Source organism: Corallococcus sp. NCSPR001, assembly GCF_017309135.1.
Lineage (GTDB): Bacteria > Myxococcota > Myxococcia > Myxococcales > Myxococcaceae > Corallococcus.
This window is the reverse complement of the sequence record NZ_JAFIMS010000002.1, coordinates 7983554-8006157: the sequence shown is the minus strand read 5'-3', so window position 1 is coordinate 8006157 and position 22604 is coordinate 7983554. Positions and strand designations below refer to the sequence as shown.

Sequence of the window (22604 nt, the reverse complement as noted above, 5' to 3'; positions counted from 1 at the left end):
CCTCAGTGTACGGGCGCGAAGCCGCGCTCGCGCATCAGCGCGTCGAGGCTCGCGTCCTTTCCACGAAACTTCCGGTAGCCCTCGAACGGGTCGACGGTGTTGCCCACGGAGAGCACGTGCTCATACAGGCGCGCGGCCACCTTCGCGTCATAGGGACCTCCGGCCTCCTGGAAGGCCTCGAAGGCATCCGAGGCCAGCATGTCCGCCCAGAGGTAGCGGTAGTAGCCCGCCGCGTAGGCGTTGCTGGCGAAGACGTGGCCGAAATGGGGCATGCGGAAGCGCATGCCGACCTCCACGGGCGCGCCCATCTGGCGGAGCACGGCGCGCTCGAAGGCGTCGGGGTCGATGCGCTTCGCGCCCGCCAGATGCATCTTCATCTCCACCAACGCGGAGGTGAGGAAGTCCACGGTGTAGAAGCCCTGGTTGAACGTCGCCGCCTTCTGGAGGCGGGCCACGAGCGCCCGCGGCATGGGCTGCCCCGTCGTGTGATGCAGCGCGAAGCGGCTCAGCACCTCCGGCGTGGCGAGCCAATGTTCGAACAGCTTGGACGGGAACTCCGCGTAGTCGCTCACCACGCGGCTGCCCCCGAGCGACGGGTACGTCACGTCCCCGCTCAGCGTGTGCAGCGCGTGGCCGAACTCATGGAACAGCGTCTGCGCGTCGCGCCAGCCGAGCAGCGCGGGGCTGCCCGCTCCCGGCTTCACGAACGGCATGCTGATGGCCACCAGGGCCGGCACCTCGCCCCGGAAGCGCTCCTGGACGCGGTACGTCTCCGTCTGCCCTCCGTTGTACTTGCCCTCGCGCGCGTAGGGGTCGAAGTAGAGGAGCCCGCGCTCGCGGCCGCTCTCCCGGTCCTTCACCGCGAAGACGCGCACGTCCGGGTGGTAGACGGGCACGTCCGGCGCGGGCGTGAAGGTGTAGCCGAAGAGCTGGCCCGCCACCCAGAACATGCCCTCGCGCAGGGTCTCCAACTGGAGGTAGGGCTTCACCTCGCTGTCGTCGAAGTCATACGCCTGCTTGCGCACCTTCTCCGCGTAGTAGCGGTAGTCCCACGGGGCGATGGGCTCCTCCTGGCCCTGGCTCCGGGCAATGACAGTCATCGCGGCGACCTCTTCGCGCACGCGCGCGACCGCGGGCGTCCACAGCGTCTCCAGCAGCTTCATCGCGCGCTCGGGCGTCTTCACCATCGCGTGCTGGAGTTGGCGGTGCGCGTGGGTGGGGAAGCCCATGAGTCTGGCCTGCTCCGCGCGCGCCGCGAGGATTTGCGTGATGACGGCGTTGTTGTCATGCGCGTCGCCGTGGTCGCCGCGGCTGTCGTAGTTGCGCCAGACCTTCTCGCGCAGCGCCCGCCGCTCCGAATACGTGAGGAAGTCCGCCACCACCGAGCGGGTATTGGCCACGGCCCACTTCCCCGGCTGTCCGCGCGCCGTGGCCTCCGCGGCCGCGGCCTTTCGCAGCGGCTCTGGCAGGCCCGCCAGGTCCGCCTCGTTCTCCAGGAGGGTGAAGCGCTTCTCGTCGGCGAGCACGTTCTGGTTGAACGTCGTGTAGAGCGTGGCGAGCTTCTGATTGAGCGCGGCCATTCGCTTCGCCCCCGCTGCGTCCAGCAGGGCGCCCGAGCGCACGAAGTCATCGTAGGAGGACGTCACCAGGCGCTGCTGCTCCGGCGTCAGCTTCGCCTTCGCGGCCGAGTCCCGGACCGCCTTGATGCGGCGGAAGAGCTTGCGGTTCTGGGACTCCTCATCCCAGAACGCGGACAGCCGCGGTGCCATCTCGCGCTCCACGGCCTGGTACTCCGGTGAACTCACGAACGAGGACCACGCGTTGTAGACCTCGTAGACGCGATTGAAGCTCCGGCCGGAGTCCTGGTACGCGGCGATGGTGTTCTCGAAGGTGGGTGGCTCCTTAGAGTCCACGATGGCGGCGACCTCGCGGCGAGCCTGCGCCATGGCGGCTTCGAGCGCCGGAGCGAAGTCCTCCACCCGCGCGCGGTCGAACGGTGGGACGCCTCCATGAGGCCCGGACCAGGGCGCGAGCAGGCTCTCCGGCGACGAAGCGGGGGCCGCGAAGGCCGGGCCCGCCAGGAGGACGAGGCATGCTGCGATTCTGTGTCGTGGCATGCGGACAGAATACGGGCCAGGATTGAGCGGCATCCATCGAATGGAATTCGCCCGGGAGCCTCGAATGGCCGCACTCGACCGAATTGATCGCGCGATTCTGGAGGCCCTCCAGAACAATGCACGGCTGTCCAACAAGGAGCTGGCCGCGAAGGTGGGGCTGGCCCCTTCGTCATGCCTCGCGCGGGTGAAGCGGTTGGAGACGGACGGGGTCATCCGCTCCTATCGGGCGGAGCTGGATCCTCGCCCGCTGGGGCTGGGGCTCCAGGCGCTCATCGGCGTGCAGCTCCGGCTCCACGTGGGAGAGCACTTCGGCAGCATCGGAGACCACCTGCGTTCGTTGCCGGAGACGGTGGCCGTCTACTGCCTGGGAGGCACGACGGACTTCCTGGTGCACGTCGTGTGTCGGGACACGGAACACCTGCGCGTGCTCACCATCCAGTCCTTCACCAGCCGTCCGGAGGTGAGCCGCATCGAGACGTCGCTGGTGTTCTCCTTCGCGCGCTCGGGGCTGCCGGTCGACCGGGGCGCCTGACGGGGCCGGCGCTGTAACCTTTTTTCGTCCTCGTTCGTGGTGGCCGATGGATGCCCGGAATGCGCCGGGCGCCGGGACGGAGGACGGACATGCAGGCGACGAAGGTGGCCGTGGTGGGCGGGGGGCTGGGCGGGCTCACGGCGGCGGCGCTGCTCGCGCGCGGCGGCTGTGAGGTGACGGTGTACGAGCGCTCCAAGCACCTGGGAGGCCGGGCGAGGACGACGGAGGTGGAGGGCTTCCGCTTCAACCTGGGCCCGCATGCCCTGTACCGGGCGGGCGCGGCATATCGGGTGCTGGAGCGCCTGGGCGTGAGGCCCACGGGAGGCATTCCGAATCAGACGGGCTCCCATGCGCTGGTCGGCGGCCGGCTGCACACGCTGCCTCGGGGGGCCGTGACGCTGATGACGACGGACGTGTTGTCGCTCGCCTCGAAGCTGGAGGTGGCGAAGGTGCTGGCGGGGCTGGCCCGCATCGACACGCAGCCGTTGGCGTCCATGCCGATGCGGGAGTGGCTGGAGACGCGCCTGACGCGCAAGGACAGCCGGGCGCTCGTCGGCGCGCTGATCCGCGTGTCCTCGTACTGCGCGGACTTCGAGGCGCTCAGCGCGGAGGCGGGGCTGAAGCAGCTCCAGTGCGCGACCGCCGCGAACGTGCTGTACGTGGACGGAGGCTGGAGCACGTTGGTGGACGCGGTGGAGCGGCTGGGGCGCGAGGCGGGTGCCCGGCTGGAGCTGTCCGCGAGAGCAGAGGCTGTCGTTCTCCAGGAGGGAGGCAAGCGGGTCGAGGGCGTACGGCTCGCGGACGGCACGGTGCACCGCGCGGACGCGGTGGTGATGGCGGGGAGCCCCGCGGACGTGGCGGCGCTCATGCCGGGAGACGCGGTGCTCGCCCGGGAGGCGCGGGAGGCAGTGCCCATCCATGCGGCGACCTTGGAGCTGGGCCTGTCGGCCCTGTCGAGGCCGGATGCGTTGTTCGCTCTCGGGCTGGATGGGCCCTGGTACGCGTCGGTGCATTCGGCTTCCGCGAAGCTTGCCCCGGAAGGGGGAACGATGGTGCACGTGGCGAAGTACCTGGGCGGCGCGGACACGGAGGCGAGCGAGGCGGCACTGGAAGCCGTGATGGACGCGCTCCAGCCGGGCTGGCGCGAGAAGGTGGTGGCGCGGCGCTACCGGCCCTCGCTCACCGTCAGCGCTGGGCTGCCCCGGGCCGTGAACGGCGGGCTGGCCGGGCGTCCCTCCGTGGAGGTGCCGCACGTGAGCGGACTGTTCCGCGTGGGTGACTGGGTGGGCGCGGAGGGAATGCTCGCGGACGCATCCCTGGCGAGCGCCGAGGCCGTGGAGCAGGCCCTGGTGCCGCGCACCGCGACGACTCAGCGCCGTGCGGCGGGGACTTGATGCGGCCGGGCATCCAGGCCAGGGGCCCCTTCCGGAGGCGCGGAGCAGAAACCTGTCGGACAGTCGGACAAGTTGGGTGGACCTCCGCCACCTCCGAGCAACGGAGAAACCTGTCGGACAGTCGGACAAGTTGGGCGGACTGCGGCAGGCCCCTGTCGCCTCCGGTCCGCGGAAAACCTGTCCGACAGCCGGACAAGTTTGGGCGGACCAAGGCTGGCCTCCTCCTCCAGGCAGCGGAAAAGCTGTCGGACAGTCGGACAGGTTTGGCGGAGCGCGGCAGGGTTTCGCGCCGCTTCAGGGAAGCGAAGAAACCTGTCGGACAGTCGGACAGGTTGGAGACCGTGGATCCAGTCGGCGGCGGCCTGTCGGACAGGTTGGGGACCTTGGTGGAGCGCCGGGCGCTGGCTGCGGACCTTGGAAACTTGTCCGACAGTCGGACAGGTTTGGCGCGGTCCGGGCCCGGAGGGGCGTGGTGGAGGTTCGGGGGCTTGGGACCAGGCCATGTGGGGCTCCGGTGGGGTTCTTGGATTGTTGGAACGTGAGGGCTTGAACGGGATGGATGCACAGGCGCGAGGTGCACTGGGGCAGGCGGCGCGTGAGCATGAGCGCTTTCTCTGGGGGCTCTGTTACCGGATGACCGGCGTGGCCGCGGACGCGGACGACCTGGTGCAGGAGGTCTATGCGCGCGCGCTCGCGACCCCACCGAAGCGGTTGGACTCGCTGCGCCCCTGGTTGACCCGCGTGGCGGTGAACCTGTCCCGGGACCACCTGCGGCGGCGGCAGCGTGAGGACTACCTCGGACCCTGGCTGCCTTCTCCCGTGGAGACCGGGGACGAAGAGGTCCCTCCCTCGGTGGAGGCGCGGCTCCCGGACGGCGGCTCGACGGAGGGGCGCTATGAATTGCTGGAGAGCGTCTCCTTCGCCTTCCTCCTGGCGCTGGAGGCCCTGTCGCCCAAGCAGCGCGCGGTGCTGCTGCTGCGCGATGTCTTTGATTACTCGGTGCTGGAAGTGGCCGAAGCGCTGCGCATGAGCGAGGCGAACGTGAAGGTCGTGCACCACCGCGCCCGTGCCGCGATGGCCACGTATGACCAGTCACGGTGTGTTCCCACTCGCGACGTGCAGGCCCGCACGCGGGCTTCGCTGGAGGCCTTCCTGGGCGCGCTGGTGACGGGAGACGTGGCCGCCGCGGAGGCGCTGCTGGCTTCGGATGTGCGCGCACTGTCGGATGGTGGCGGCAAGGTGCGCGCGGCCCTCGTGCCCATCGTGGGCCCCCAGCGCGTCATGCTCTTCCTGCGCCGGTTGATGGAGATGCGAGGCCCGCCCGTGGCGTGGGAGGCGCGGATGCTCAATGGCCTGCCCGCCGTGGTGGCGGTGTACCCGCCGGGACGGGACCCGCTGTTGGCCCTGCGCATGGTGCTTCGCGTGGACGTGGACGCCAGCGGACGCATCCATGCGCTGCATTCCGTGTTGGTGGACCGGAAGCTCACGGGGGTGCGCATGCCCGTGCCGGGATGACGCGGACTTCTTGGAAAAATGGTTCTGATAAATCTTTCGAAGAACGCATCCGTTTGAGTGGCCTCCCCCGGAAAAGAGGAACTCGAATGTCGATGCGGAAGATGTGGGGCCCCAGGATCCTGATGTTAGGGGGGCTGACGTTGCTCGCCGGTTGCGGCCGTGAGCCCCGCCCCGTGGAGGTCATCCAATCCCGAAGTGCGGACGCGGTGGCGCTGCTGATTGAACGCGAGGACGGCGCGGGCCCCTACGTGGAGAGCACGGCGGAGCGCTTCCGGGTCGTCGCCTCGGGTGAAGCCATCAAGTCCGTGCGCTGGAGCGCCGACGCGGGTGCGATCGAGCCCTCCCAGGAGCGGGTCACCTGGACGCTGCCCACGGCGGGGACGGCTTCCCTTTCCGTCACCGTCGAGACGGAGTCCGGCAAGACGGCGGAGGGCGCGTTCCACTTCAACGTGGTGGCCGCGCCGCTCGCCTCCAGCTCCGTCATCGACACGGGGCCGGATGTCACCGGCAGCAGCTGCGACATCGTGTTCGACAGCACGGGCCAGGGCCACGTCATCTACACGAACGACACCCACAACAGCCTCTGGTACGGGAGCTGGGACGGCTCGGCCTGGACGACGGAGTTGATTGACGGCCCCGGCTTCAACAACGGGGGCGTCTTCGTCGTGAAGAGCCAGCTGGTCATCGACCCGATCACTGGCGCGCCGCATGTCGCCTATTCCAAGGGCACCGGCAACATCAACACCTCGCCAATGCGGGTGGGCTATGCCACACGCGTCAATGGTGTCTGGGTTCGTGAGGACGTCGACGCCTCGGTCGTGACCCGCATCAGCATCGCGCTCAACCCGGCGCAGGCGCAGCGGCCGGTCATCGTCTTCAGCAGCGGCAACGCGGGGAGCGTCAAGATCGCGACCCGGACGGGGGCGAACACGTGGTCCTCCGTGCCGCTCTCCGTCGCCTCCCAGGCGCTCACGAGCGACGCCCTCTTCGACGCGGCCGGAGCGCTGCACTTCATCACGCACCAGCCGTCGAGTGGCTACGTCAGTCAGTCGCTGCAGGTCCTGCGGGGCTCGGCCGTGGAGTCCTTCCCGTTGAAGACCAGCTCCATCGGGCCCTGGCTCTCGACGGTCTGGGCACCGGACTCGCACCTGCTGGCGCTCTCCAACAACATCTCCGAAGGCGAATGGAACGCCATCGAGGACATCACGGTGGGGATACCTGCCTCGGCCAGCACCCGGAGGGTCTCGGCGGTGGATTACAAATACTCCGCGGCGGACCTGACCTACGGCGGAGGCAAGCCGGTCATCGCTCTTCGCAATGGGACGTCGCTGGCGCTCGGAACGACGGACGCGCAGGGCTTCTGGACCTATACGCAGCTCGGGTCGGTGCAGGACAACTCCCGGCCCAGCGTGGCGATCCGTCCCACCGATGGCGTGCCTCATGTCTGCTACCAACGGGACGGCAAGGTGACCTTCCAGTAGGCCGGTCCACTTCCGGATGGCCCCCAAGGGTGAAGCCCCTGTCCAAGCGCTCCCTCCGTCACCAGTTCCCTGGTGACGGGCGGGGCGTGCGAACGGGGGAACGTGCATGGCGGGGCGGGGGGACGACTCACCGGTGGGGGGCGAGCCGTCCCTGTTCGCCCGGCTGGCGATGGGCGTGTTCCGGCACCGGGGCCGGGTGCTGGTAGGCGCGCTGCTGCTGCTCGCCGCTGCGGTGTGGGCCCTGCTCCGGGGCGGAGACCTCACCACCGGCACCATCGAAGGCATCGAATCCGCGAGGGCCGAGGCGCTCGCGCGCGGTGCCGCCGCAGGGTCGAACGACCAGACCCTGGCCGTCATCTTCCATCACGACACCTGGACCCCGGATGAGCCGCGCTTCGCCCAGGCGGTGACGTCCGTGCTGTCGCGCGTGGAGCGGCTGCCAGAGGTCGCGTCGGTGGTGTCGCCCATTGGCGCGCCCGAGGCCTTCCGGGCCCGCTTCGTGGCGAAGACCGGCCACGACCTGCTGGCGCTGGTGCGGCTCAAGGGCGGCGAGCGCGAGGCCACCGCCGCGTTCCCCGCCGTGCGCGCGGCGCTGGAGAGCCCGGACCTCCGGACGACGCTCACGGGCAAGGTGGCCTTCCTGGCCGCGCTCAATGAATTGCTGGAGCACGACCTGCTGCGCGCGGAGTTGCTGTCCTTCCCGCTGGCGCTGGTGGTCCTGCTGTGGGTGTTCCGCACGGTGGTGGCGGCGATGCTGCCCTTGGTGGTGGGCGGCCTGGCGGTGCTCTGCGGCGTGGCGGGCGTGATGCTGCTGTCGCACGCCACGAACATGGCTCAGTACACGCTCAACGTCGTGTCGCTCATCGGGTTGGGCGTGGCCATCGACTACTCGCTCTTCATCGTGAGCCGCTTCCGCTCCGAGCTCGCCCTGGGCCTCTCCACGGAGCACGCCCTGACGCGCACGCTGGACACCGCCGGGCGCGCGGTGGCGTTCTCGGGGCTGGCCGTCACGGTGGGGTTGGGGGGCCTGCTCTTCTTCCGAGGCTCGTACCTGAGCGCCATGGGCTTGGGCGGGGCCCTGGTGGTGGCCTTCGCGGTCCTCTTCGCGCTCACCGTGCTGCCCGCGCTGCTCGCCTGGCTGGGGCCCCGGGTGGACCGGGGACGGTTGCCCTTCTCCCGGAAGGAGGGGCGCGGCGGCGCATGGCACGCGCTGGCCACCTGGGTGATGCGCCATCCCTGGTGGGTGCTGTTGCCCACGCTGACGCTGCTGCTGGCCATGGGGCTACCATTCCGCCGGCTGCAACTGGCGGCCACGGACATCACCGCGCTGCCCGAGGGCACCGAGGCCCGCCAGGGCGCGGAGACCCTGGCCCGCCTGTTTCCCCGCGAGGCCGCCACGCGCGTCCTGGTGGCGGTGGAGTTCCCGGGAGGCAATCCCCTCACGCCGGAGCGCGCGGGCGCCCTGTACGACGCCAGCCGCCGCGCGGCTTCGATGCCCGGCGTCGTCGGCGTGGAGAGCGCGGTGGACCTGGGCCCCGGCATGGACCGGGCGACCGTCCAGCGGATGGCCGCCGCGCCGCCCCAGTTCCTTCCACCGGAGGTCCAGGCCGCGCGAGCCGCGTACATCACCGGCAACGTGGCGGTGATGCAGGTGCTGACGTCGTCGGCGCCCAGCAGCGTGGAGGCGCGCGACCTGGTCCGCGCGCTGCGCGAGGACCGCACGGTGGGCGATGGCCGGTGGTGGGTGGGCGGGCAGACCGCGGCGGACGTGGACGCGGCGGCCTTCGTGAAGCACCACACGCCCGCGGCGGTGGGGTTCGTGATGGGCATGACGTGCATCGTCCTCTTCGTGCTCCTGCGCTCCGTGGTGCTGCCCTTGAAGGCGCTCCTGATGAACCTCTTGTCGCTGGCCGGCTCGTTCGGCGCCCTGGTGTGGATTTTCCAGGAGGGGCACCTGCACCGGCTGCTGCGCTTCGAGCCCGGGCCCATCGAACCGTCGCTGCCCATCCTGTTGTTCTGCGCGCTGTTCGGCCTGTCCATGGACTACGAGGTGCTGCTGCTCAGCCGCATCCGCGAGGAGTACCTGCGCACGGGCGACAACACCCACGCGGTGGCCGAAGGGCTGGAGCGGACCGGCGGCCTCATCACCAGCGCGGCGGCCATCATGGTGGCCGTGTTCGCGGCCTTCACGCTGGCGTCGGTGGTGGTGGTGAAGGCCATGGGCCTGGGCATGGCCATCGCGGTCGCGCTGGATGCGACGCTGGTCCGGGTGCTCATCGTCCCCGCGATGATGCGGCTGATGGGGGACTTCAACTGGTGGGGGCCCGGCCACTGGAGGCGCTCGCGGCCACGGGCGCAGGGGACGGAGGTGCGGCCATGAACGCGCAAAATCTCGCATGGACGGCGGCGGCGCTGGGCGTGCTCGTGCACGGGCATCGGGCGCTGATGGCCGGCCTGCGGCGGCGGCAGGCCCCACCCCAGAGGCGCTTCGAGCCACCGTCGGTGACGGTCATCCGGCCCATCCGGGGCCTGGACGTGGACGCGCGCGAGAACGTGCGCGCGCTGCTGGAGCTGGACTATCCCGGTGAGTGGGAGGTGCTCTTCGTCTTCGACAGCGAGGACGACCCGGCGTTCCTCCCCACCCGCGAGGAGGTGGCCACCCGCCCGACGCGCGCGAGGCGGGTGGAGCTGCTGGTCGCGGGCGAGCCCCCGGCGGGCATGACGGGCAAGCTCAACGCGATGCAGGTGGGCGTGGCCCGCTCCCGGGGCCAGCTGCTGGCCTTCAGTGATTCGGACACGCGGCCCTCGCCCGGGGTGCTCACGGCGCTGGTGGGCGCGCTGCTGGAGGACGGCGGAACGGGCGCCACGTTCGCGCCCATCTACGCGGCGGCGGACGCGCCCCTGGCGGGCGACGTGGGCTACGGGCTGCTGGTGAACGCGTGGTACGGCGCGTCGGTCGCGTGCACCGCGGAGCCGGATGGCTCGCTGCCCTTCATCATGGGGCAGTTGATGGTGTTCCGACGCCAGGCGCTGGAGGCCATCGGGGGCGTGCGCTGCGCCGCCGGGCAGTTCGTGGATGACATGTACCTGGGGCGCCGGCTGTACCTGGCCGGGTGGAAGAACCGCGTCGTCCACGCGCCCCTGCGCGTCGTCACGGGGCGCCTGGGGCTTACCGCCTTCCTGCGCATCTTCCGGCGGTGGATCCTCTTCTCGGAGGCGGGCATCCCCGGCTCCTTCGCGCGGCCCCACTGGGTGCGTGGCGCGGTGAGCTGGCTGTCGTGGGGCGCGCTGGCGACGTCGGTGGCGCGAAGGGCCTGGGGCCCGGCGCTCCTGGCGGCGGTGCCCATCGGCTTCTCCGTGTGGAGCCAGCTGCGGCTCCAGCGGGCCTGTCACGGGCCCCGGGTCGCGCCCCGGCACTACTGGGTGCCGGCGGTGCTGCCGCTGCTGGGGGCCGGCGTGGCGCTGTCCGCGCGGGTGTCTCGCGAGGTGGACTGGCGCGGCCGCGGCTACCGGTTGGATGCGAAGGCGCGCCTGGGTGAAGCCCAGCCGGCCCGGGCCAGCGTGTAGACGGGACGGCGGACGCGACGATGGAGCCAGCTCCCCACCTGTTCCACCGCGCTCGCCATGGTGCCTCGCAAGGGCGGTCCGGCGGAGCGCAACAGCGGCGCGGCGGACCGCAGGCTGCCCCCCGCTCCCTTCGGGGAGAGCATCGCGGCGAAGGCGTGGGCGACGACGCGCAGGTACTCGCGGGCCATCACCCGCATGCGGGGCTCCTCGGAGGACAGCAGGGCCATGGAGGCGCGCGCGCCGCCGGGGCTGTGCTCCCAGTAGTGCAGCAGGCCCATGCGCAGCGCGCGCATGCCCTCGTCCTGCCTGGCGAAGGCGCTGTAGAGCGCGGACGCGAGCGCGACGCGGGTGCGCTGCGCGGGCCGCCGCGCGTGCGCGTAGTGCTCCAGCGCGCGGGCGACGTGGCCCTGATGGCGGTCCAGCGACTCCTGGAGGGCGCGGGCGTCGTGGAAGCACGACGCCATGCCGCTGGCCGTGAGCGGGTGGCAGCACGCGGCGGCGTCGCCCACGAGCACGGCGCTCCCCATCCAGACGGTCTCCGCCAGCCAGTCGTCGTTGGAGGCCATGCGCACCGCGGGCCGCTCTTCCAGCGCCTGCCGGACGGCCTCCCTCAGCCGCGAGGGCAGGGCGAGCAGCAACTCCGGTTGTTCCTTCAGCGTCCGGGCCGTGCTGCCCAGCGGCAGGTCCACCATCACGCGCGCCACGCCGGGCTGGATGATGTACGCCAGCGCGTGCACGGCGCCGCCCACGAACTGGTGGCCGTGCTCGGGGTGGGTGAGGCAGTCGCTGTCCACGGTTACGCCCAGCATGGTGGACAGGCGCTGGTGGTGCTCGGCGATGCCCAGCATCCGCCGCACGGGCGACGCGCGTCCGTCCGCGGCCACCAGCAGCCGGGCGTGCACGGTGTGCTCGGTGCCCTCGTGCGAATAGCGCAGGCGCACGCCGCGCTCGCAGTTGTGCTCCACGGCCGTCACGCGCGCACGGGTGCGCACGGTGACGCCGCGCCGCCGCGACACCGCCTCCTGCAGGGGCAGGGTGAGGGCGGCGTGCTCCAGCGACACGCCGGTGAGCCCGCGACCGTAGGGCAGGACGAGCGTGCGGGCGGGGGCATGGAAGCGCACCGCGAAGCCCCTCACGGGGTGGGCCTTCCAGCCATTCACGACGTCCCCGAAGCCCAGCGCGCGCAGGTCCCGCACCCCGGGCGGGTGGAGCAATTCGCCCGCGAGCTGCTTGTGCCGGTCCACCCCCGCGTCCAGCAGCAGGACGGACCACCCCAGGTCGGAGAGCGCCGCCGCCACCGCGCAGCCCGCGGGCCCGCCCCCGGCTATCACCACCTCGGTGTCCCCCACGTGGCCCCCGCTCGGTTCCCAGACACCATGTCTGGCATTGACGACTTATCCATTGAAGCGCGGCGCCGCACGCGAAGGAGGCAGGCATGAAGGTGCAGGGTGCATCATTCTGTCGCACGCAATTGCCCCAGGTTTCCCGGACCTTCGCGCTCAACATCCCGCTGTTGCCCGAGCCCCTGGACCTGGCGGTGACGGTGGCCTACCTGCTGTGCCGCATCGCGGACACGCTGGAGGACGAGGCCCGCGGGGCACTTCACGGTGCATTGCTGGACGAAATGGGGAGCCTCGTATCGCTGGAGCCGGGCTGGGAGGCCCGTGCCCGCTCCTTCGCGCGAAGGGCGCGGCTGGCCCTGCGGGACGAGGCGCCGCCCCCGGAGGCCGAGCTCGTCTCCCAGACACCGGCCGTGCTCGAAACCCTGGCCTCGCTTCCCTCCTGGGTCCACCCGCCCATCGCGCGATGCGTGCGGACGATGACCGGCGGCATGAAACAGATACAGCGGATGCATGGAGGGGGCGGGCAGGTCATGGGGCTGCCCGACCTCCAGGCGACGTTCATGTATTGCTATTACGTGGCGGGCGTCGTCGGCGAGATGCTGACCGGCCTCTTCGTCGCCAGCTCACCCCGGGTCGCCCGGCGCGAGGAGCGGCTGCTATCGCGGGCGCCTGCCTTTGGGCGGGCCCTGCAGCTCACCAACATCCTGAAGGACGTGCGCGAGGACCTGGACCGGGGGAGCTGCTGGCTGCCCAGGGACCGCATGGCCGCGCATGGCCTCACGCCCGCCACGCTGGTCCTGCCTTCGCTCCGCGCGAACGCCGTGGCGCTGATGGAGGAGTTGGTGGCGGTGGCGCGCCGCGAGCTGGACGTCGCGCTCGAATACTCGCTGGCGCTGCCCGTGGAGGAGCCCGGCCTGCGGCTGTTCTGCCTCTACCCGCTCTTCTTCGCGGCCGGGACGCTCGACGCGGTGGAGGGCAACCCCGCGGTGTTCGAGCCCGAGCCCGTGAAGATTCCCCGGGAGACGGTGGCGGCGCTGATGCGGCTCACGCAGGAGCGGGTGGGCTCGGATGAAGCGCTGCGGGCGCTCTACGCCAGCGGCTCGCGGACGTCTCAAGGTCATGCGGAGGCCTGGCCCTGATGCGGCGGGCCCGGGACATGCTGGCCGGGACGCAGGCGGCGGACGGCTCCTGGAAGGGGGACTACAGCGGTCCGCTGTTCCTGGGGCCGGTGTACGTGGCCGGGCTGTATGTGATGGGGCGCCTTCCAGAGGCGCCCGTCCGCGACGGCATGGTCGCCCACATGCGCGCGCACCAGAACCCGGATGGAGGATGGGGGCTGGATGTGGAGTCGCCCAGCCTCGTCTTCACCTCGGTGCTCAACTACGTCGCGCAGCGGCTGCTGGGCGTTGGCGCGGACGACCCGGAGCTCGTCCGGGCGCGGGCGTGGTTCCTCCCCCGGGGCGGCCCGCTGGGCAGCGCGTCCTGGGGGAAGTTCGTCCTCGCCCTGCTGGGGCTCTACGAATACGCGGGCCTGGCGCCCGTGCCTCCCGAGCTCTGGCTGTTGCCGCGAGCGCTGCCGTTCCATCCCTCGCGGCTCTGGTGCCACTGCCGCATGGTGTACCTGCCCATGGGCTGGCTTTATGGCCGCCGGGTCCGCGCCACGGAAGCCCCGCTCTTGGCCGAGCTGCGGCGCGAGCTGTACCCCCAGCCCTACGAGGACGTGGACTGGAAGGCGGCGCGAGGCCGCGTGGCGGGCACGGACGCCTACAGCCCCCACGGCCTGGGACTGCGCGCCGTGCACCGCGTGCTGGGCCTGTATGAGCGCTTCCACTCGAAGCGGCTGCGGAGACGCGCGCTGGAGGAGTCCCTGGCGTTGATCCGCGGCGAGGACGAAGCGACGCACTTCATCTGCATCGGGCCCATCAACAAGGTGCTCGACATGGTGGTGTGGCACGTGGCGCGGCCGGAAGGCCCGGAGGTGCGAGCCCACCTGGAGCGCCTGCCGGACTATCTCCAGCGGACGCCTGAAGGCATCACGGTCAACGGCTACAACTCCTCCCAGCTCTGGGACACCGCCTTCGCGGTGCAGGCGCTGGTGGCCTCCGGCGAGTCCGCCTGGGCGCGCGACACGCTGGAGCGCGCGGGCCGCTTCCTGGAGGCGCAGCAGGTGCTGGAGGATTCGCCAGACGCCGCGCGCCACCACCGGCATCCCAGCCGGGGAGGGTGGCCCTTCAGCACCCGCGCGCACGGCTGGCCCATCAGCGATTGCACGGCGGAGGCGCTGAAGGCGTGTCTGTTGTTGGAGCCGCTCGGGCTCAATCGCGTGTCACGCCAACGCCTGGGACACGCCGTGGCGTTCATCCTGTCGTTGCAGAACCGGGACGGCGGCTGGGCCACCTACGAGCGGCAGCGGGGGCCGCGCTGGCTGGAGCGGTTCAACCCCTCGGACGTCTTCGCTGGCATCATGGTGGACCCCAGCTACGTGGAGTGCACGTCGGCCTGCATGCAGGCGCTGGCGGCGTGGCGCGAGGCGTGCCCGGACGCTCCGGTGGGCCCGTCCATCGCGCGGGGCGCGGACTTCCTGCGCCGGCAGCAGCGGCCGGACGGCGGCTGGGAGGGCTCCTGGGGCGTCTGCTTCAGCTACGGCACGTGGTTCGGCGTCACCGGCCTGGTGGCCTCGGGCGCGGGGACCGGAGACCCTGCCCTGCGCAAGGCCGTCACGTTCCTGAAGGCCCACCAGCGCGAGGATGGCTCCTGGAGCGAGACCCTCCCGTCCTGCCGCGAGCGCCGCTGGGTGGAGGGGCGCACGGGCCACGCGGTGACGACGTCCTGGGCCGTGCTGTCACTGGTGGCCGCGGGCGAAGCGAACGCGGAGGCCACGCGCCGGGGCGCGGTGTGGCTGCGCGAGAGGCAGGACGCGGACGGCCAGTGGCCACGAGAGCCGCTGGCCGGCGTGTTCAGCCGCACCTGCGCCATCCACTACGACGCCTACTTGCGCATCTTCCCGCTGTGGGCGCTGTCGCTCGCGGAGCGACAGGCCTTGGACTTCAAGGCGCGCGAAGGCTCAGCGAACCCAGGTAGTCCGCCTTGCCCAGGTTGACGCCGTTGTGACGCAGGAGCGCGTACGCGTGGGTGACGTGGAAGAAGAAGTTGGGGACCGCGTTCTCCAGGAAGTAGTCCGCGCCGCTCATCACCTGACCCTCCCAGCGGGGGTGGGTGATGACGCGTCCGGCGGCGCCCTCGAAGTCCTTCGCGGTGAACGTGTCCAGGTACGCGATGGTGGACCGGACGCGGGCGCTGAGCTCCTCCAGCGTCTGCTCCGTGTCCGGGTGCGACGGCGCGGCCTTGCCTGACAGACGCGAGGCCGCCAGCTTCACGGCGTCACAGCCGATCTGCACCTGCCGCACGAACGGGAGCTGGTCCGGCGCCAGCCGGAAGTTCAGGTAGAGGTTCGGGTCGAAGGACTTCGCCTTGGCATGGGCCGCGGCCGTCTCCAACCACTTGCCCAACTGCCCCAGCTGCTTCTTCATCTGCGAAAAGAGTTCGAAGTACATGGGCGCGCAAGCTAACGGGGCAGGCATTGGCGCGCGAGCCAATCCGCGAGGCGTCCGGCCCCCTCAAGCCGGACGCCCCGCGTCATGTACGGGTCAGGCGAGGTGTCAGAAGGTGATGGTCAGGTCATGCAGGACGGCGGAGCAGCCCGTCTTCGTCCCGGCCTCGTCGCCAGCCGTGTCGCCCACGCAGGTGATGTTCTGCACGATGCGCGTGTTCGAGGTCAGCTGCGGGATGTAGAACGCGTCCTGCGAGTGCCCATAGTCCCTGTACGAGAAGGTGTACTCGGCGCCCTGCCAGAAATCCGCGACGGGCCACGGAGACGGCGTGATGCTCTGGATGGGCGTCGCGGTGGTGGCGATGTGGTACCACTGGTGCCCCGCGACATGGGTGTCTCCGCCCACCTCGTCGCCCCAGATGAACATGCCGATCCACAGCTCGTTCGAGTTGCGCACCTCGTACTCGAAGTTGAGGGTCATCCGCGGGCCGTTTCCGCCGAAGTCCGCGTCACCCCCCGGCGTCTTGGGCGGCTTGTAGAAGGCCAGCGGGAAGTCGTTGATGGTGATGCTGGACAGGCCCTGCTCCGTGGTGGCCACGGCCGGCTCGGGTGAGACCTCCGGCGCATCGAGGGTCTCCGGGCCGCCGCAGGCCCCCAACAACAGCGCGGCCACCGGCAGGGTGAAGAAGGCGAAACGGCGCATCATGGCTGACTCCTGTTCGTGGTGGGACGACGCCGGCAGGAGTAGCGAGGTCCTTGGATGGGAGACATGCCCCTGACGCCAGCCGCTCCGTGCATGGGACGAAGTGGCTTCCGGGCGGGGTGAACGGCCGGGCCCGCGACTGGCGTGGACCGAGCGCTCGGGGCATGAAGGCGTCGCGACGCCAGGCCCGGTGGCGTCACGAACACGAAGGGGTTGCCGTGCGGTCCATTTCTTCTCTCGCCTGTCTGCTCGCCGCGCTGGTCCTCTGCGCGGCGCGGCCTTCCTTCGCCCAGGAGCCGCCGGTGGCGCGCCACGCCCGGGTGGATGCGCTGTTCGCCCCGTGGACCGGGAACGCGACGCCCGGCTGCGCGGTGGCGGTCTCCCGCGACGGCGCCGTGGACTACGCGCGTGGCTACGGCATGGCGAGCCTGGAGTACGGCGTCCCCATCACGCCGGAGTCCATCTTCCACGTGGCCTCCATCTCCAAGCAGTTCACCGCCTTCGCGATGGGGCTGCTGGAGCAGGAGGGCAAGCTGTCGCGGGACGACGACATCCGGAAGTACCTGCCGGAGCTGCCGGACCACGGAAAGAAGATCACCCTCGCGGACCTGGTGCACCACACCAGCGGCCTGCGGGAGCAGTTCCACCTGCTGAACATGGCCGGCTGGCGGGGCGATGACCTGATGACCGTGGACGACGTGCTGTGGGTCATGGCCCGGCAGCGCGGGCTGAACTTCGAACCGGGCACCGAGTGGAGCTACAACAACACCGGCTACACGCTGCTGTCGGTCATCATCCAGCGCGTGGCGGGGAAGTCGCTGCGGGCGTTCGCGGAGGAGCGCATCTTCCGGCCGCTGGGGATGCGCGACACGCACTTCCACGACGACCACTCGGAGGTCGTCCCCCGGCGCGCGTCCGCCTATTCACCGCGTGACGGCGGCGGCTGGAGCATCAGCGTCCCGGTGTTCGACTACTACGGCTCCACCAGCCTGTTCACCACGGTGGGGGACCTCTTGAAGTGGGAGGCGAACCTCCTCCAGCCGCGCGTGGGCGGACAGGCGCTGGTGGACTGGCTGCGGACCTCCGCCACGTTGAAGAGCGGTGAGGCGACCGGCTACGGCGCGGGGCTGACGCTGGGCACCTATCAAGGCCAGCGGACGTTCGGCCACAACGGCGCGGACGCGGGTTACCGCTCGAGCGTCGCCGTCTATCCGGACTCGCGCCTGGCCGTCGCCGTGTTCTGCAACGCCTCCACGGCCGTGCCGGCGGAGTTCGTGCGGAAGGTGGCGGACGTGTACCTGGGCACGCGCCCCGAGCCCGTGAAGGCGTCCCCGCTGAGCGTGCCGGAGGCGGCGCTGAAGGATCTGGCGGGCGTCTACTGGAGCGCGGTGACGGATCAGGTCGTGCGGCTGGAGCTGAAGGACGGAGCGCTGCGGAGCGTCGGCGCCATGACACCGCTGGTGCCGGTCGAGCCCGGCCTGTTCCTCGTGGGGGAATCCACGGAGGAGTGGCGCTTCCCGGCGCAGGCCGCCAGGGCGCCGCGAGAGGTCCACGTCCGGGACACGGCGAGCGCGCTGCCCGCACGCGTCTACACGCGCGTGGACGCGAAGCCGCCGTCCGCGCTGGAGGCGCTCGCGGGCCAGTACCACAGCGATGAGGTGGACATGACCTTCACGGTGCGCGTGGAGGACGGCAAGCCGCGGGTGCGCTGGCAGCGCCAGAAGCGCACCGTGCTCGAAGCCGTCGGTGGAGACCGCTTCGTCAGCGACGCGCTGGGGACGGTCACCTTCACGCGCGCGAAGTCAGGCCAGGTGGATGGGCTGACCTTCGGCACGCTCCGCGCCCGCCGCCTGCGCGCGGAGCGTCTGCCCGCGCCTGGGAAGGCGCGGAGCCGTTGAAGGACGCCGTCAGGCCTTGAAGGTCATCAAGGGCCGCAGCCGGGCCACCTCGCGGACGATGTCGGCGTCCACCTGGGAGGCCACCACCGGGCCAATGGGCTTGTAGGCGGCGGGGGCCTCCTCGATGCGCCGCTCGGCGCGCATCGCGATGCAGTCCACCCCCGTCAGCCCCAGGTCCTCCTCCCGGTGCTTCGCGCCGCCCCGTGACATGGAGAAGCGCGAGTGCGCCCGCCCCGCGCCATGCGAGGCCGACGCCAGGGCCTTCGCGTTGCCCAGGCCCCGCATCAGGTACGACGTGGCGCCCATGGAGCCGGGGATGATGACGGGCTGGTCCTCTTCCGCGGGGCAGGCCCCCTTGCGCGCCAGCCAGCCGCCCTCCCAGGGCAGGGTGATGTTGTGGGGCACGTCGTAGACGAGCGGCGCCTCCACGTCCCCGAACAGCTCCCGCAGCGTCTGCCGCACCAGCTCCGCGAGCAGCAGCCGGTTGAGGAAGGCGTAGTTGGCCGCCGTGGCCTCCGCCTTCAGGTACTCGCGCACCTTCGCTTCATCCGCGAGCGGGAAGATGCCGCTCGCCGGGTGCGGGGCCCCCGTGGGCCACGCGGCGCGCGCGCGCTCCTGCCAGGCGCGCCCCACGTGCTTGCCCATGTCCCGCGAACCGGAGTGCACCATGAACGCGAGCTGCCCCTCCCGCACGCCCCAGGCCCACGCCCGCGCGCGGTCCACCACCGCCTCCACCCGCTGCACCTCCACGAAGTGGTTGCCTCCGCCAATGGTGGCGAGCCCCGGGTCGCGCACCACGCCCTCCCGCCTGAGCCCGGTGGGCGCCCACGCCGGGTCGCCCTCCAACGCACCGCCCAGGTGGACGCGGCCGGACTCGCGGTGAAGCTGGCCCAGGTCCATCCGGGCCGCCATGCCCAGGGGCTGGCCTTCCGTCTCCAGGAGCCAGCCGGGCAGGCCGTCCCGCAGCAGCGCCTCCAGAGCGCGCGAGCCCTGGGCCACGTCCCGCGTGCCGAAGAAGTAGTGCCCCTTCATCCGCTCGACGAAGGCGTCGCGGCGGGCGAGGAAGGCGTCCACGGGGAGGTCCGCGACGTGCAGGCGCATGCCGCAGTTGATGTCCGTGCCCACGGCGCCGGGGACCACCAGCCCCTCCGTGTGGACCACCGACCCGATGGCCACCCCGGAGTCGCCCGGATGGAAGTCCGGCGTCGCGCGCACCTGCTTCACGCGGCCGCCGTCAGGGTGATGGAGCGCGGCGAGCGCCGCGAGCTGCTGGAGCGCCTTGCCCTCCACCGGCAGGTCCGGCGGAAGGAGGACCTCGGCGGGGGGAGCATGGGGATCCGCCAGGAGGCAGACCGTGTAGACACGACCGTCGTAGGCAACGTCGAGCCCCTCGCGGGCAAGTGCCCGCAGGAGCCGGTTCAGTTTCGGCTGCATGACCTTCTCGGAATCTGACCCGGGCGGAAGTTCAGCCCGGGGGACGTGAGCGATGGGTTCGAGACCTCGGGTCAGCAGCCGCGGTCGGGACGCACGGAGCGTCCGCGCCCCCCTGGACGATCCAACACACACCTCACCTGACGGGCTCGCGAAAATGCCCGCTCCAGTCGAGGATGGGCCCATGGACGTGTCGAAGCAGGGGAATGGAGCGGTGTCATGACGGTGGCGGTCCTACGGGCCCAGGCCCCGGAGTTCGATGTGGCGTCCGTCCTGGACCGCTTCCCGGAGTGCCACCCGGATGCCGTCTGGCTCCAGGGAGAGCAGCACCAGCGGCAGGGGAGGCACTCGACCTCTGGCTTCAACCTCACCCTGGTGGAGGACGGCGAGGGCACGCTGCACGGCCCCGTCGCCGCCGCCCGCCGGCAACTGGAGGTGCTGGCCCCCCTGCTCGCGGAGCTGCGCCAGCAGGCCGTCCCCTGTGTCGTGGACTTCGGGCTGTTCGTCGGCACCGCGCGGCACTTCACCAGCTCCATCCACTTCCCGCCGGACGACGTCCGGTGGTTCGCGGACCAGGGAATCGCCGTGGCCGTCTCCGCCTACCCGACGGCCGAGGAGGAGTCGGAGGACTCCTCGGGCAACCTCCAATGAGCGCGAAGTCCGCCCCCCGCTGGGACCCCGAAGCCGTCCCGACCTTCTGGATCAACCATGCGTCCCGGCTGCTGATGCGCCACTTCGAGCAGCGATTGCGGCCGCTCGACTTCGGGATGGCCTACCTGCCGGTGGTCATCGCGCTGGAGGAGCACGGGCCCCTCCTGCAGAAGCAGCTGGCGGAGTACGCCCACGTCGAGCAGCCCACCATGGCCGCGCTCCTCACGCGCATGGAGCGCGACGGCCTCATCCAGCGTCAGCCGCACCCGGACGACAAGCGCGCGACCCGGATCTCCCTCTCGGCCAAGGCCCGGGAGCGCCTGCCCCTGGCGAAGGAGCAGTTGGGGGAGGTCGCGGAGCACGCGACTGCGGGCCTCAGCGAAAAAGAGCGCGCCACGTTCATGTCGCTCCTGCGCCGGGTGGTGGCCAACCTGGAGCCCGAGACGATGTCAGATTGAACCTGTAGGGTGCGCGCCCCTCCGGAAGATTCCCTTCCGGCAAGGCACAAGGTCGAGGCCTCTTGAACCGCTCCTCCTTCCTGATGCGCGCGCTGCGCACCGGCACGCTCTGTCTCGTGGGCGCCAGCTCGCTGATGACGGCCTGTGATTCCAACGATGATCCCCCCGTCGACCCGAACCCGACCCCGGTGGACCGGTCGCCGCGCACGCTGACGCTGCTGCAGACCAGCGACCTGCACACCAACATCTTCCCGTGGGACTACTTCACCGGGAAGCCGGACGCGAAGCGCGGCCTCTCCAAGGTGGCCACGCTCATCAAGCAGGAGCGCGCGAAGAACCCGGACTGCACGCTGCTCGTCGACACGGGCGACACCATCCAGGGCTCGCCGCTGGGCACCTACTACGCCCAGGTGGACAACGCGTCCAAGCACCCCATGGCCGCCGCCATGAACGAGCTGGGCTACGCCGCCATGGCCATGGGCAACCACGAGTTCAACTACGGCCAGGACGTCCTCAACAAGTTCAAGGGCGAGGCGAACTTCCCCCTCCTCGGCGCCAACGTGCGCAAGAGCTCGGACGGCTCCGAGGCCTTCACCCCGTACATCATCACCACGGTGTGCGACGTGAAGGTCGGCATCCTCGGCCTGGTGACGCCGGGCGTGGCCACGTGGGAGCGCAAGGACAACATCACCGGGCTGCGCTTCGATGAGCCGCTGGAGGTCGCGAAGGCGTACGTGCCGAAGATGAAGCAGGCCGGCGCGGACGTGGTGGTGGTGGCCATCCACGGCGGCCCGGACAAGCAGCCGACGGGCAGCGCGTCCAGCCCCGAGTCGTGGCTCGCGGACTATGCGGACCCGGCGAAGTGGACCGACCGAGGCAACCTCACCGCTGAAAACCAGGCCGTGCAGATCGCCCAGCAGGTGGCGGACGTGGACGTGCTCCTCACCGGCCACACCCACCAGCCCATCCCGAAGATGCTGCTGAAGCAGCAGGATGGCCGCGAGGTCCTCCTCACCCAGCCCAACCGCTGGGGCAGCCACCTGGCCGACGTGCAGCTCAACGTCACCTGGAACGGCGAGCGCTGGGGCGTGGACGCGCACGACTCGAAGCTCCACGCGGTGGACGAGACGGTGGCGGAGGACGCCAACGTCAAGCAGCTCACCCAGGCCGCCCACGACACCACGGTGGCCTACGTGAACCAGAAGATTGGCAGCACCACCGGGGCCTTCACCGGCGGCTTCCCCGGCCGCTACGTGGACAGCGCCCTGGCGGACCTGCTCAACATCGTGCAGGAGGAGGCCGCGAAGGAGGCCGGCTTCCCCGTGGACCTGTCCGCGACCGCCCTGTTCTCCAATGACGTCGCGCTGCCGGCGGGGGACGTCACCCTGCGGGACGCCTACAGCGTCTACATCTACGACAACACGCTGTACGTGATGGAGATCAACGGCTCCATCCTGCGGCGCGCGCTGGAGATGAACACGCTGTACTTCAAGCAGCTGGACGCGGCGAACCTCCCCGAGAAGCCCGCGGACGCGAAGGCCACCACGCCCGTGGTCGCGGACTACAACTGGGACCTCTACTCGCACATCGAATACGGCTACGACCTGACGAAGCCCGCGGGCTCGCGGCTCACGCACCTGCGCTTCAAGGGCGAGGACGTGAAGGACGACCAGCTCTTCCGCATCGCCGTGAACAACTACCGCGGCGGTGGCGGCGGCGGGTACAGCATGTTCAAGGAGGGCACCCTGCTGTGGTCCTCCGCGGACGGGGTGCGGGACTACGTCGCGAGCTACATGCAGGCGCACCAGAACCTGTCTCCGGACGTGGTGAACACCTGCAACTTCACGCTCACGCCGGACCTCTACGCGCACTACTTCCAGGCCACGCTCGGCCCGGCGAAGTGCGCGCCCGCCGTGCCGTGACGTAAGCGTGTCAGGGACGCCCGGTGGACAGCCCTCTTCCCT

At 70.8% G+C, this 22604-nt stretch carries 17 protein-coding genes; 12 read left to right on the top strand and 5 right to left on the bottom strand.

What is annotated here, in order from left to right:
* Nucleotides 1-2: 2 nt before the first annotated feature.
* On the bottom strand, nucleotides 3-2117 hold the full coding sequence (locus JYJ93_RS34060; protein WP_242544032.1) for a M3 family metallopeptidase: 2115 nt from the start codon (nucleotides 2115-2117) through the stop codon (nucleotides 3-5).
* A gap of 64 nt (nucleotides 2118-2181) precedes the next feature.
* On the opposite strand from JYJ93_RS34060, the gene JYJ93_RS34055 reads away from it, so the two are divergent.
* From JYJ93_RS34055 to JYJ93_RS34030, 6 genes are all read left to right on the top strand, one after another.
* The gene (locus JYJ93_RS34055) at nucleotides 2182-2649 is read left to right on the top strand and encodes an Lrp/AsnC family transcriptional regulator (protein WP_206798687.1); all 468 of its coding nucleotides are present in this window, start codon (nucleotides 2182-2184) and stop codon (nucleotides 2647-2649) included.
* An 89-nt stretch (nucleotides 2650-2738) separates the two neighbouring features.
* Nucleotides 2739-4043 (top strand): FAD-dependent oxidoreductase, encoded by a 1305-nt coding sequence (locus JYJ93_RS34050; protein ID WP_206798686.1) that lies wholly within the window; start codon nucleotides 2739-2741, stop codon nucleotides 4041-4043.
* 555 nt (nucleotides 4044-4598) lie between these two features.
* A complete protein-coding gene (locus JYJ93_RS34045; RefSeq protein WP_206800589.1) occupies nucleotides 4599-5558 on the top strand; it encodes a sigma-70 family RNA polymerase sigma factor in 960 nt (319 codons plus the stop codon).
* A gap of 86 nt (nucleotides 5559-5644) precedes the next feature.
* Nucleotides 5645-7039, top strand: a complete 1395-nt coding sequence (locus tag JYJ93_RS34040; RefSeq protein ID WP_206798685.1) for a hypothetical protein — start codon at nucleotides 5645-5647, stop codon at nucleotides 7037-7039.
* Between the two features lie 106 nt (nucleotides 7040-7145).
* On the top strand, nucleotides 7146-9419 hold the full coding sequence (locus tag JYJ93_RS34035; protein ID WP_206798684.1) for an MMPL family transporter: 2274 nt from the start codon (nucleotides 7146-7148) through the stop codon (nucleotides 9417-9419).
* Entirely contained in the window at nucleotides 9416-10606 is a 1191-nt protein-coding gene (locus JYJ93_RS34030) for a glycosyltransferase (RefSeq protein ID WP_206798683.1), read from the top strand. The genes JYJ93_RS34035 and JYJ93_RS34030 overlap by 4 nt, the downstream gene beginning before the upstream one ends.
* On the opposite strand, the gene JYJ93_RS34025 is transcribed toward JYJ93_RS34030, so the two are convergent.
* On the bottom strand, nucleotides 10546-11955 hold the full coding sequence (locus JYJ93_RS34025) for an NAD(P)/FAD-dependent oxidoreductase (protein ID WP_206798682.1): 1410 nt from the start codon (nucleotides 11953-11955) through the stop codon (nucleotides 10546-10548). The genes JYJ93_RS34030 and JYJ93_RS34025 overlap by 61 nt on opposite strands.
* An 86-nt stretch (nucleotides 11956-12041) precedes the next feature.
* Here JYJ93_RS34025 and JYJ93_RS34020 point away from each other — a divergent pair, with 86 nt between their 5' ends.
* Nucleotides 12042-13088, top strand: coding sequence for a phytoene/squalene synthase family protein (locus JYJ93_RS34020; RefSeq protein WP_206798681.1), 1047 nt, complete (start codon nucleotides 12042-12044; stop codon nucleotides 13086-13088).
* Nucleotides 13088-15049: a 2,3-oxidosqualene cyclase gene (locus JYJ93_RS34015; RefSeq protein ID WP_206798680.1), complete on the top strand. Its 1962-nt coding sequence runs from the start codon at nucleotides 13088-13090 to the stop codon at nucleotides 15047-15049. The genes JYJ93_RS34020 and JYJ93_RS34015 overlap by 1 nt, the downstream gene beginning before the upstream one ends.
* Here the strand turns inward: JYJ93_RS34015 and JYJ93_RS34010 are convergent.
* Together JYJ93_RS34010 and JYJ93_RS34005 are read right to left on the bottom strand one after the other, a co-directional pair.
* Nucleotides 14997-15503, bottom strand: coding sequence for a DUF1993 domain-containing protein (locus tag JYJ93_RS34010; protein ID WP_206798679.1), 507 nt, complete (start codon nucleotides 15501-15503; stop codon nucleotides 14997-14999). The genes JYJ93_RS34015 and JYJ93_RS34010 overlap by 53 nt on opposite strands.
* Nucleotides 15504-15608: 105 nt before the next feature.
* A complete protein-coding gene (locus JYJ93_RS34005; protein ID WP_206798678.1) occupies nucleotides 15609-16205 on the bottom strand; it encodes a hypothetical protein in 597 nt (198 codons plus the stop codon).
* A 215-nt stretch (nucleotides 16206-16420) separates the two neighbouring features.
* Between JYJ93_RS34005 and JYJ93_RS34000 the strand changes: the two genes are divergently transcribed.
* Nucleotides 16421-18100 carry a serine hydrolase gene (locus JYJ93_RS34000; RefSeq protein ID WP_269013084.1) on the top strand — a complete coding sequence of 560 codons (1680 nt, stop codon included), beginning with the start codon at nucleotides 16421-16423 and terminating at the stop codon, nucleotides 18098-18100.
* A 9-nt stretch (nucleotides 18101-18109) separates the two neighbouring features.
* Here JYJ93_RS34000 and JYJ93_RS33995 read toward each other — a convergent pair whose 3' ends face one another.
* Nucleotides 18110-19534 (bottom strand): RtcB family protein, encoded by a 1425-nt coding sequence (locus tag JYJ93_RS33995; protein WP_206798676.1) that lies wholly within the window; start codon nucleotides 19532-19534, stop codon nucleotides 18110-18112.
* Between the two features lie 216 nt (nucleotides 19535-19750).
* Here JYJ93_RS33995 and JYJ93_RS33990 point away from each other — a divergent pair, with 216 nt between their 5' ends.
* The 3 genes from JYJ93_RS33990 (at nucleotide 19751) to JYJ93_RS33980 (ending at nucleotide 22562) form a co-directional block, all read left to right on the top strand.
* Entirely contained in the window at nucleotides 19751-20182 is a 432-nt protein-coding gene (locus JYJ93_RS33990) for a hypothetical protein (RefSeq protein WP_120616520.1), read from the top strand.
* Nucleotides 20179-20640 carry a MarR family transcriptional regulator gene (locus tag JYJ93_RS33985; protein ID WP_206798675.1) on the top strand — a complete coding sequence of 154 codons (462 nt, stop codon included), beginning with the start codon at nucleotides 20179-20181 and terminating at the stop codon, nucleotides 20638-20640. The genes JYJ93_RS33990 and JYJ93_RS33985 overlap by 4 nt, the downstream gene beginning before the upstream one ends.
* A gap of 62 nt (nucleotides 20641-20702) precedes the next feature.
* Nucleotides 20703-22562 carry a 5'-nucleotidase C-terminal domain-containing protein gene (locus tag JYJ93_RS33980; RefSeq protein ID WP_242544031.1) on the top strand — a complete coding sequence of 620 codons (1860 nt, stop codon included), beginning with the start codon at nucleotides 20703-20705 and terminating at the stop codon, nucleotides 22560-22562.
* Nucleotides 22563-22604: the final 42 nt, after the last annotated feature.

Bases quoted from the DNA above. Each gene is read 5' to 3' on its own strand.
- JYJ93_RS34060 (WP_242544032.1), bottom strand. From the start codon at position 2,117: ATGCCACGACACAGAATCGCAGCATGCCTCGTCCTCCTGGCGGGCCCG.
- JYJ93_RS34055 (WP_206798687.1), top strand. From the start codon at position 2,182: ATGGCCGCACTCGACCGAATTGATCGCGCGATTCTGGAGGCCCTCCAG.
- JYJ93_RS34050 (WP_206798686.1), top strand. From the start codon at position 2,739: ATGCAGGCGACGAAGGTGGCCGTGGTGGGCGGGGGGCTGGGCGGGCTC.
- JYJ93_RS34045 (WP_206800589.1), top strand. From the start codon at position 4,599: ATGGATGCACAGGCGCGAGGTGCACTGGGGCAGGCGGCGCGTGAGCAT.
- JYJ93_RS34040 (WP_206798685.1), top strand. From the start codon at position 5,645: ATGTCGATGCGGAAGATGTGGGGCCCCAGGATCCTGATGTTAGGGGGG.
- JYJ93_RS34035 (WP_206798684.1), top strand. From the start codon at position 7,146: ATGGCGGGGCGGGGGGACGACTCACCGGTGGGGGGCGAGCCGTCCCTG.
- JYJ93_RS34030 (WP_206798683.1), top strand. From the start codon at position 9,416: ATGAACGCGCAAAATCTCGCATGGACGGCGGCGGCGCTGGGCGTGCTC.
- JYJ93_RS34020 (WP_206798681.1), top strand. From the start codon at position 12,042: ATGAAGGTGCAGGGTGCATCATTCTGTCGCACGCAATTGCCCCAGGTT.
- JYJ93_RS34015 (WP_206798680.1), top strand. From the start codon at position 13,088: ATGCGGCGGGCCCGGGACATGCTGGCCGGGACGCAGGCGGCGGACGGC.
- JYJ93_RS34010 (WP_206798679.1), bottom strand. From the start codon at position 15,503: ATGTACTTCGAACTCTTTTCGCAGATGAAGAAGCAGCTGGGGCAGTTG.
- JYJ93_RS34005 (WP_206798678.1), bottom strand. From the start codon at position 16,205: ATGATGCGCCGTTTCGCCTTCTTCACCCTGCCGGTGGCCGCGCTGTTG.
- JYJ93_RS33995 (WP_206798676.1), bottom strand. From the start codon at position 19,534: ATGCAGCCGAAACTGAACCGGCTCCTGCGGGCACTTGCCCGCGAGGGG.
- JYJ93_RS33990 (WP_120616520.1), top strand. From the start codon at position 19,751: ATGACGGTGGCGGTCCTACGGGCCCAGGCCCCGGAGTTCGATGTGGCG.
- JYJ93_RS33985 (WP_206798675.1), top strand. From the start codon at position 20,179: ATGAGCGCGAAGTCCGCCCCCCGCTGGGACCCCGAAGCCGTCCCGACC.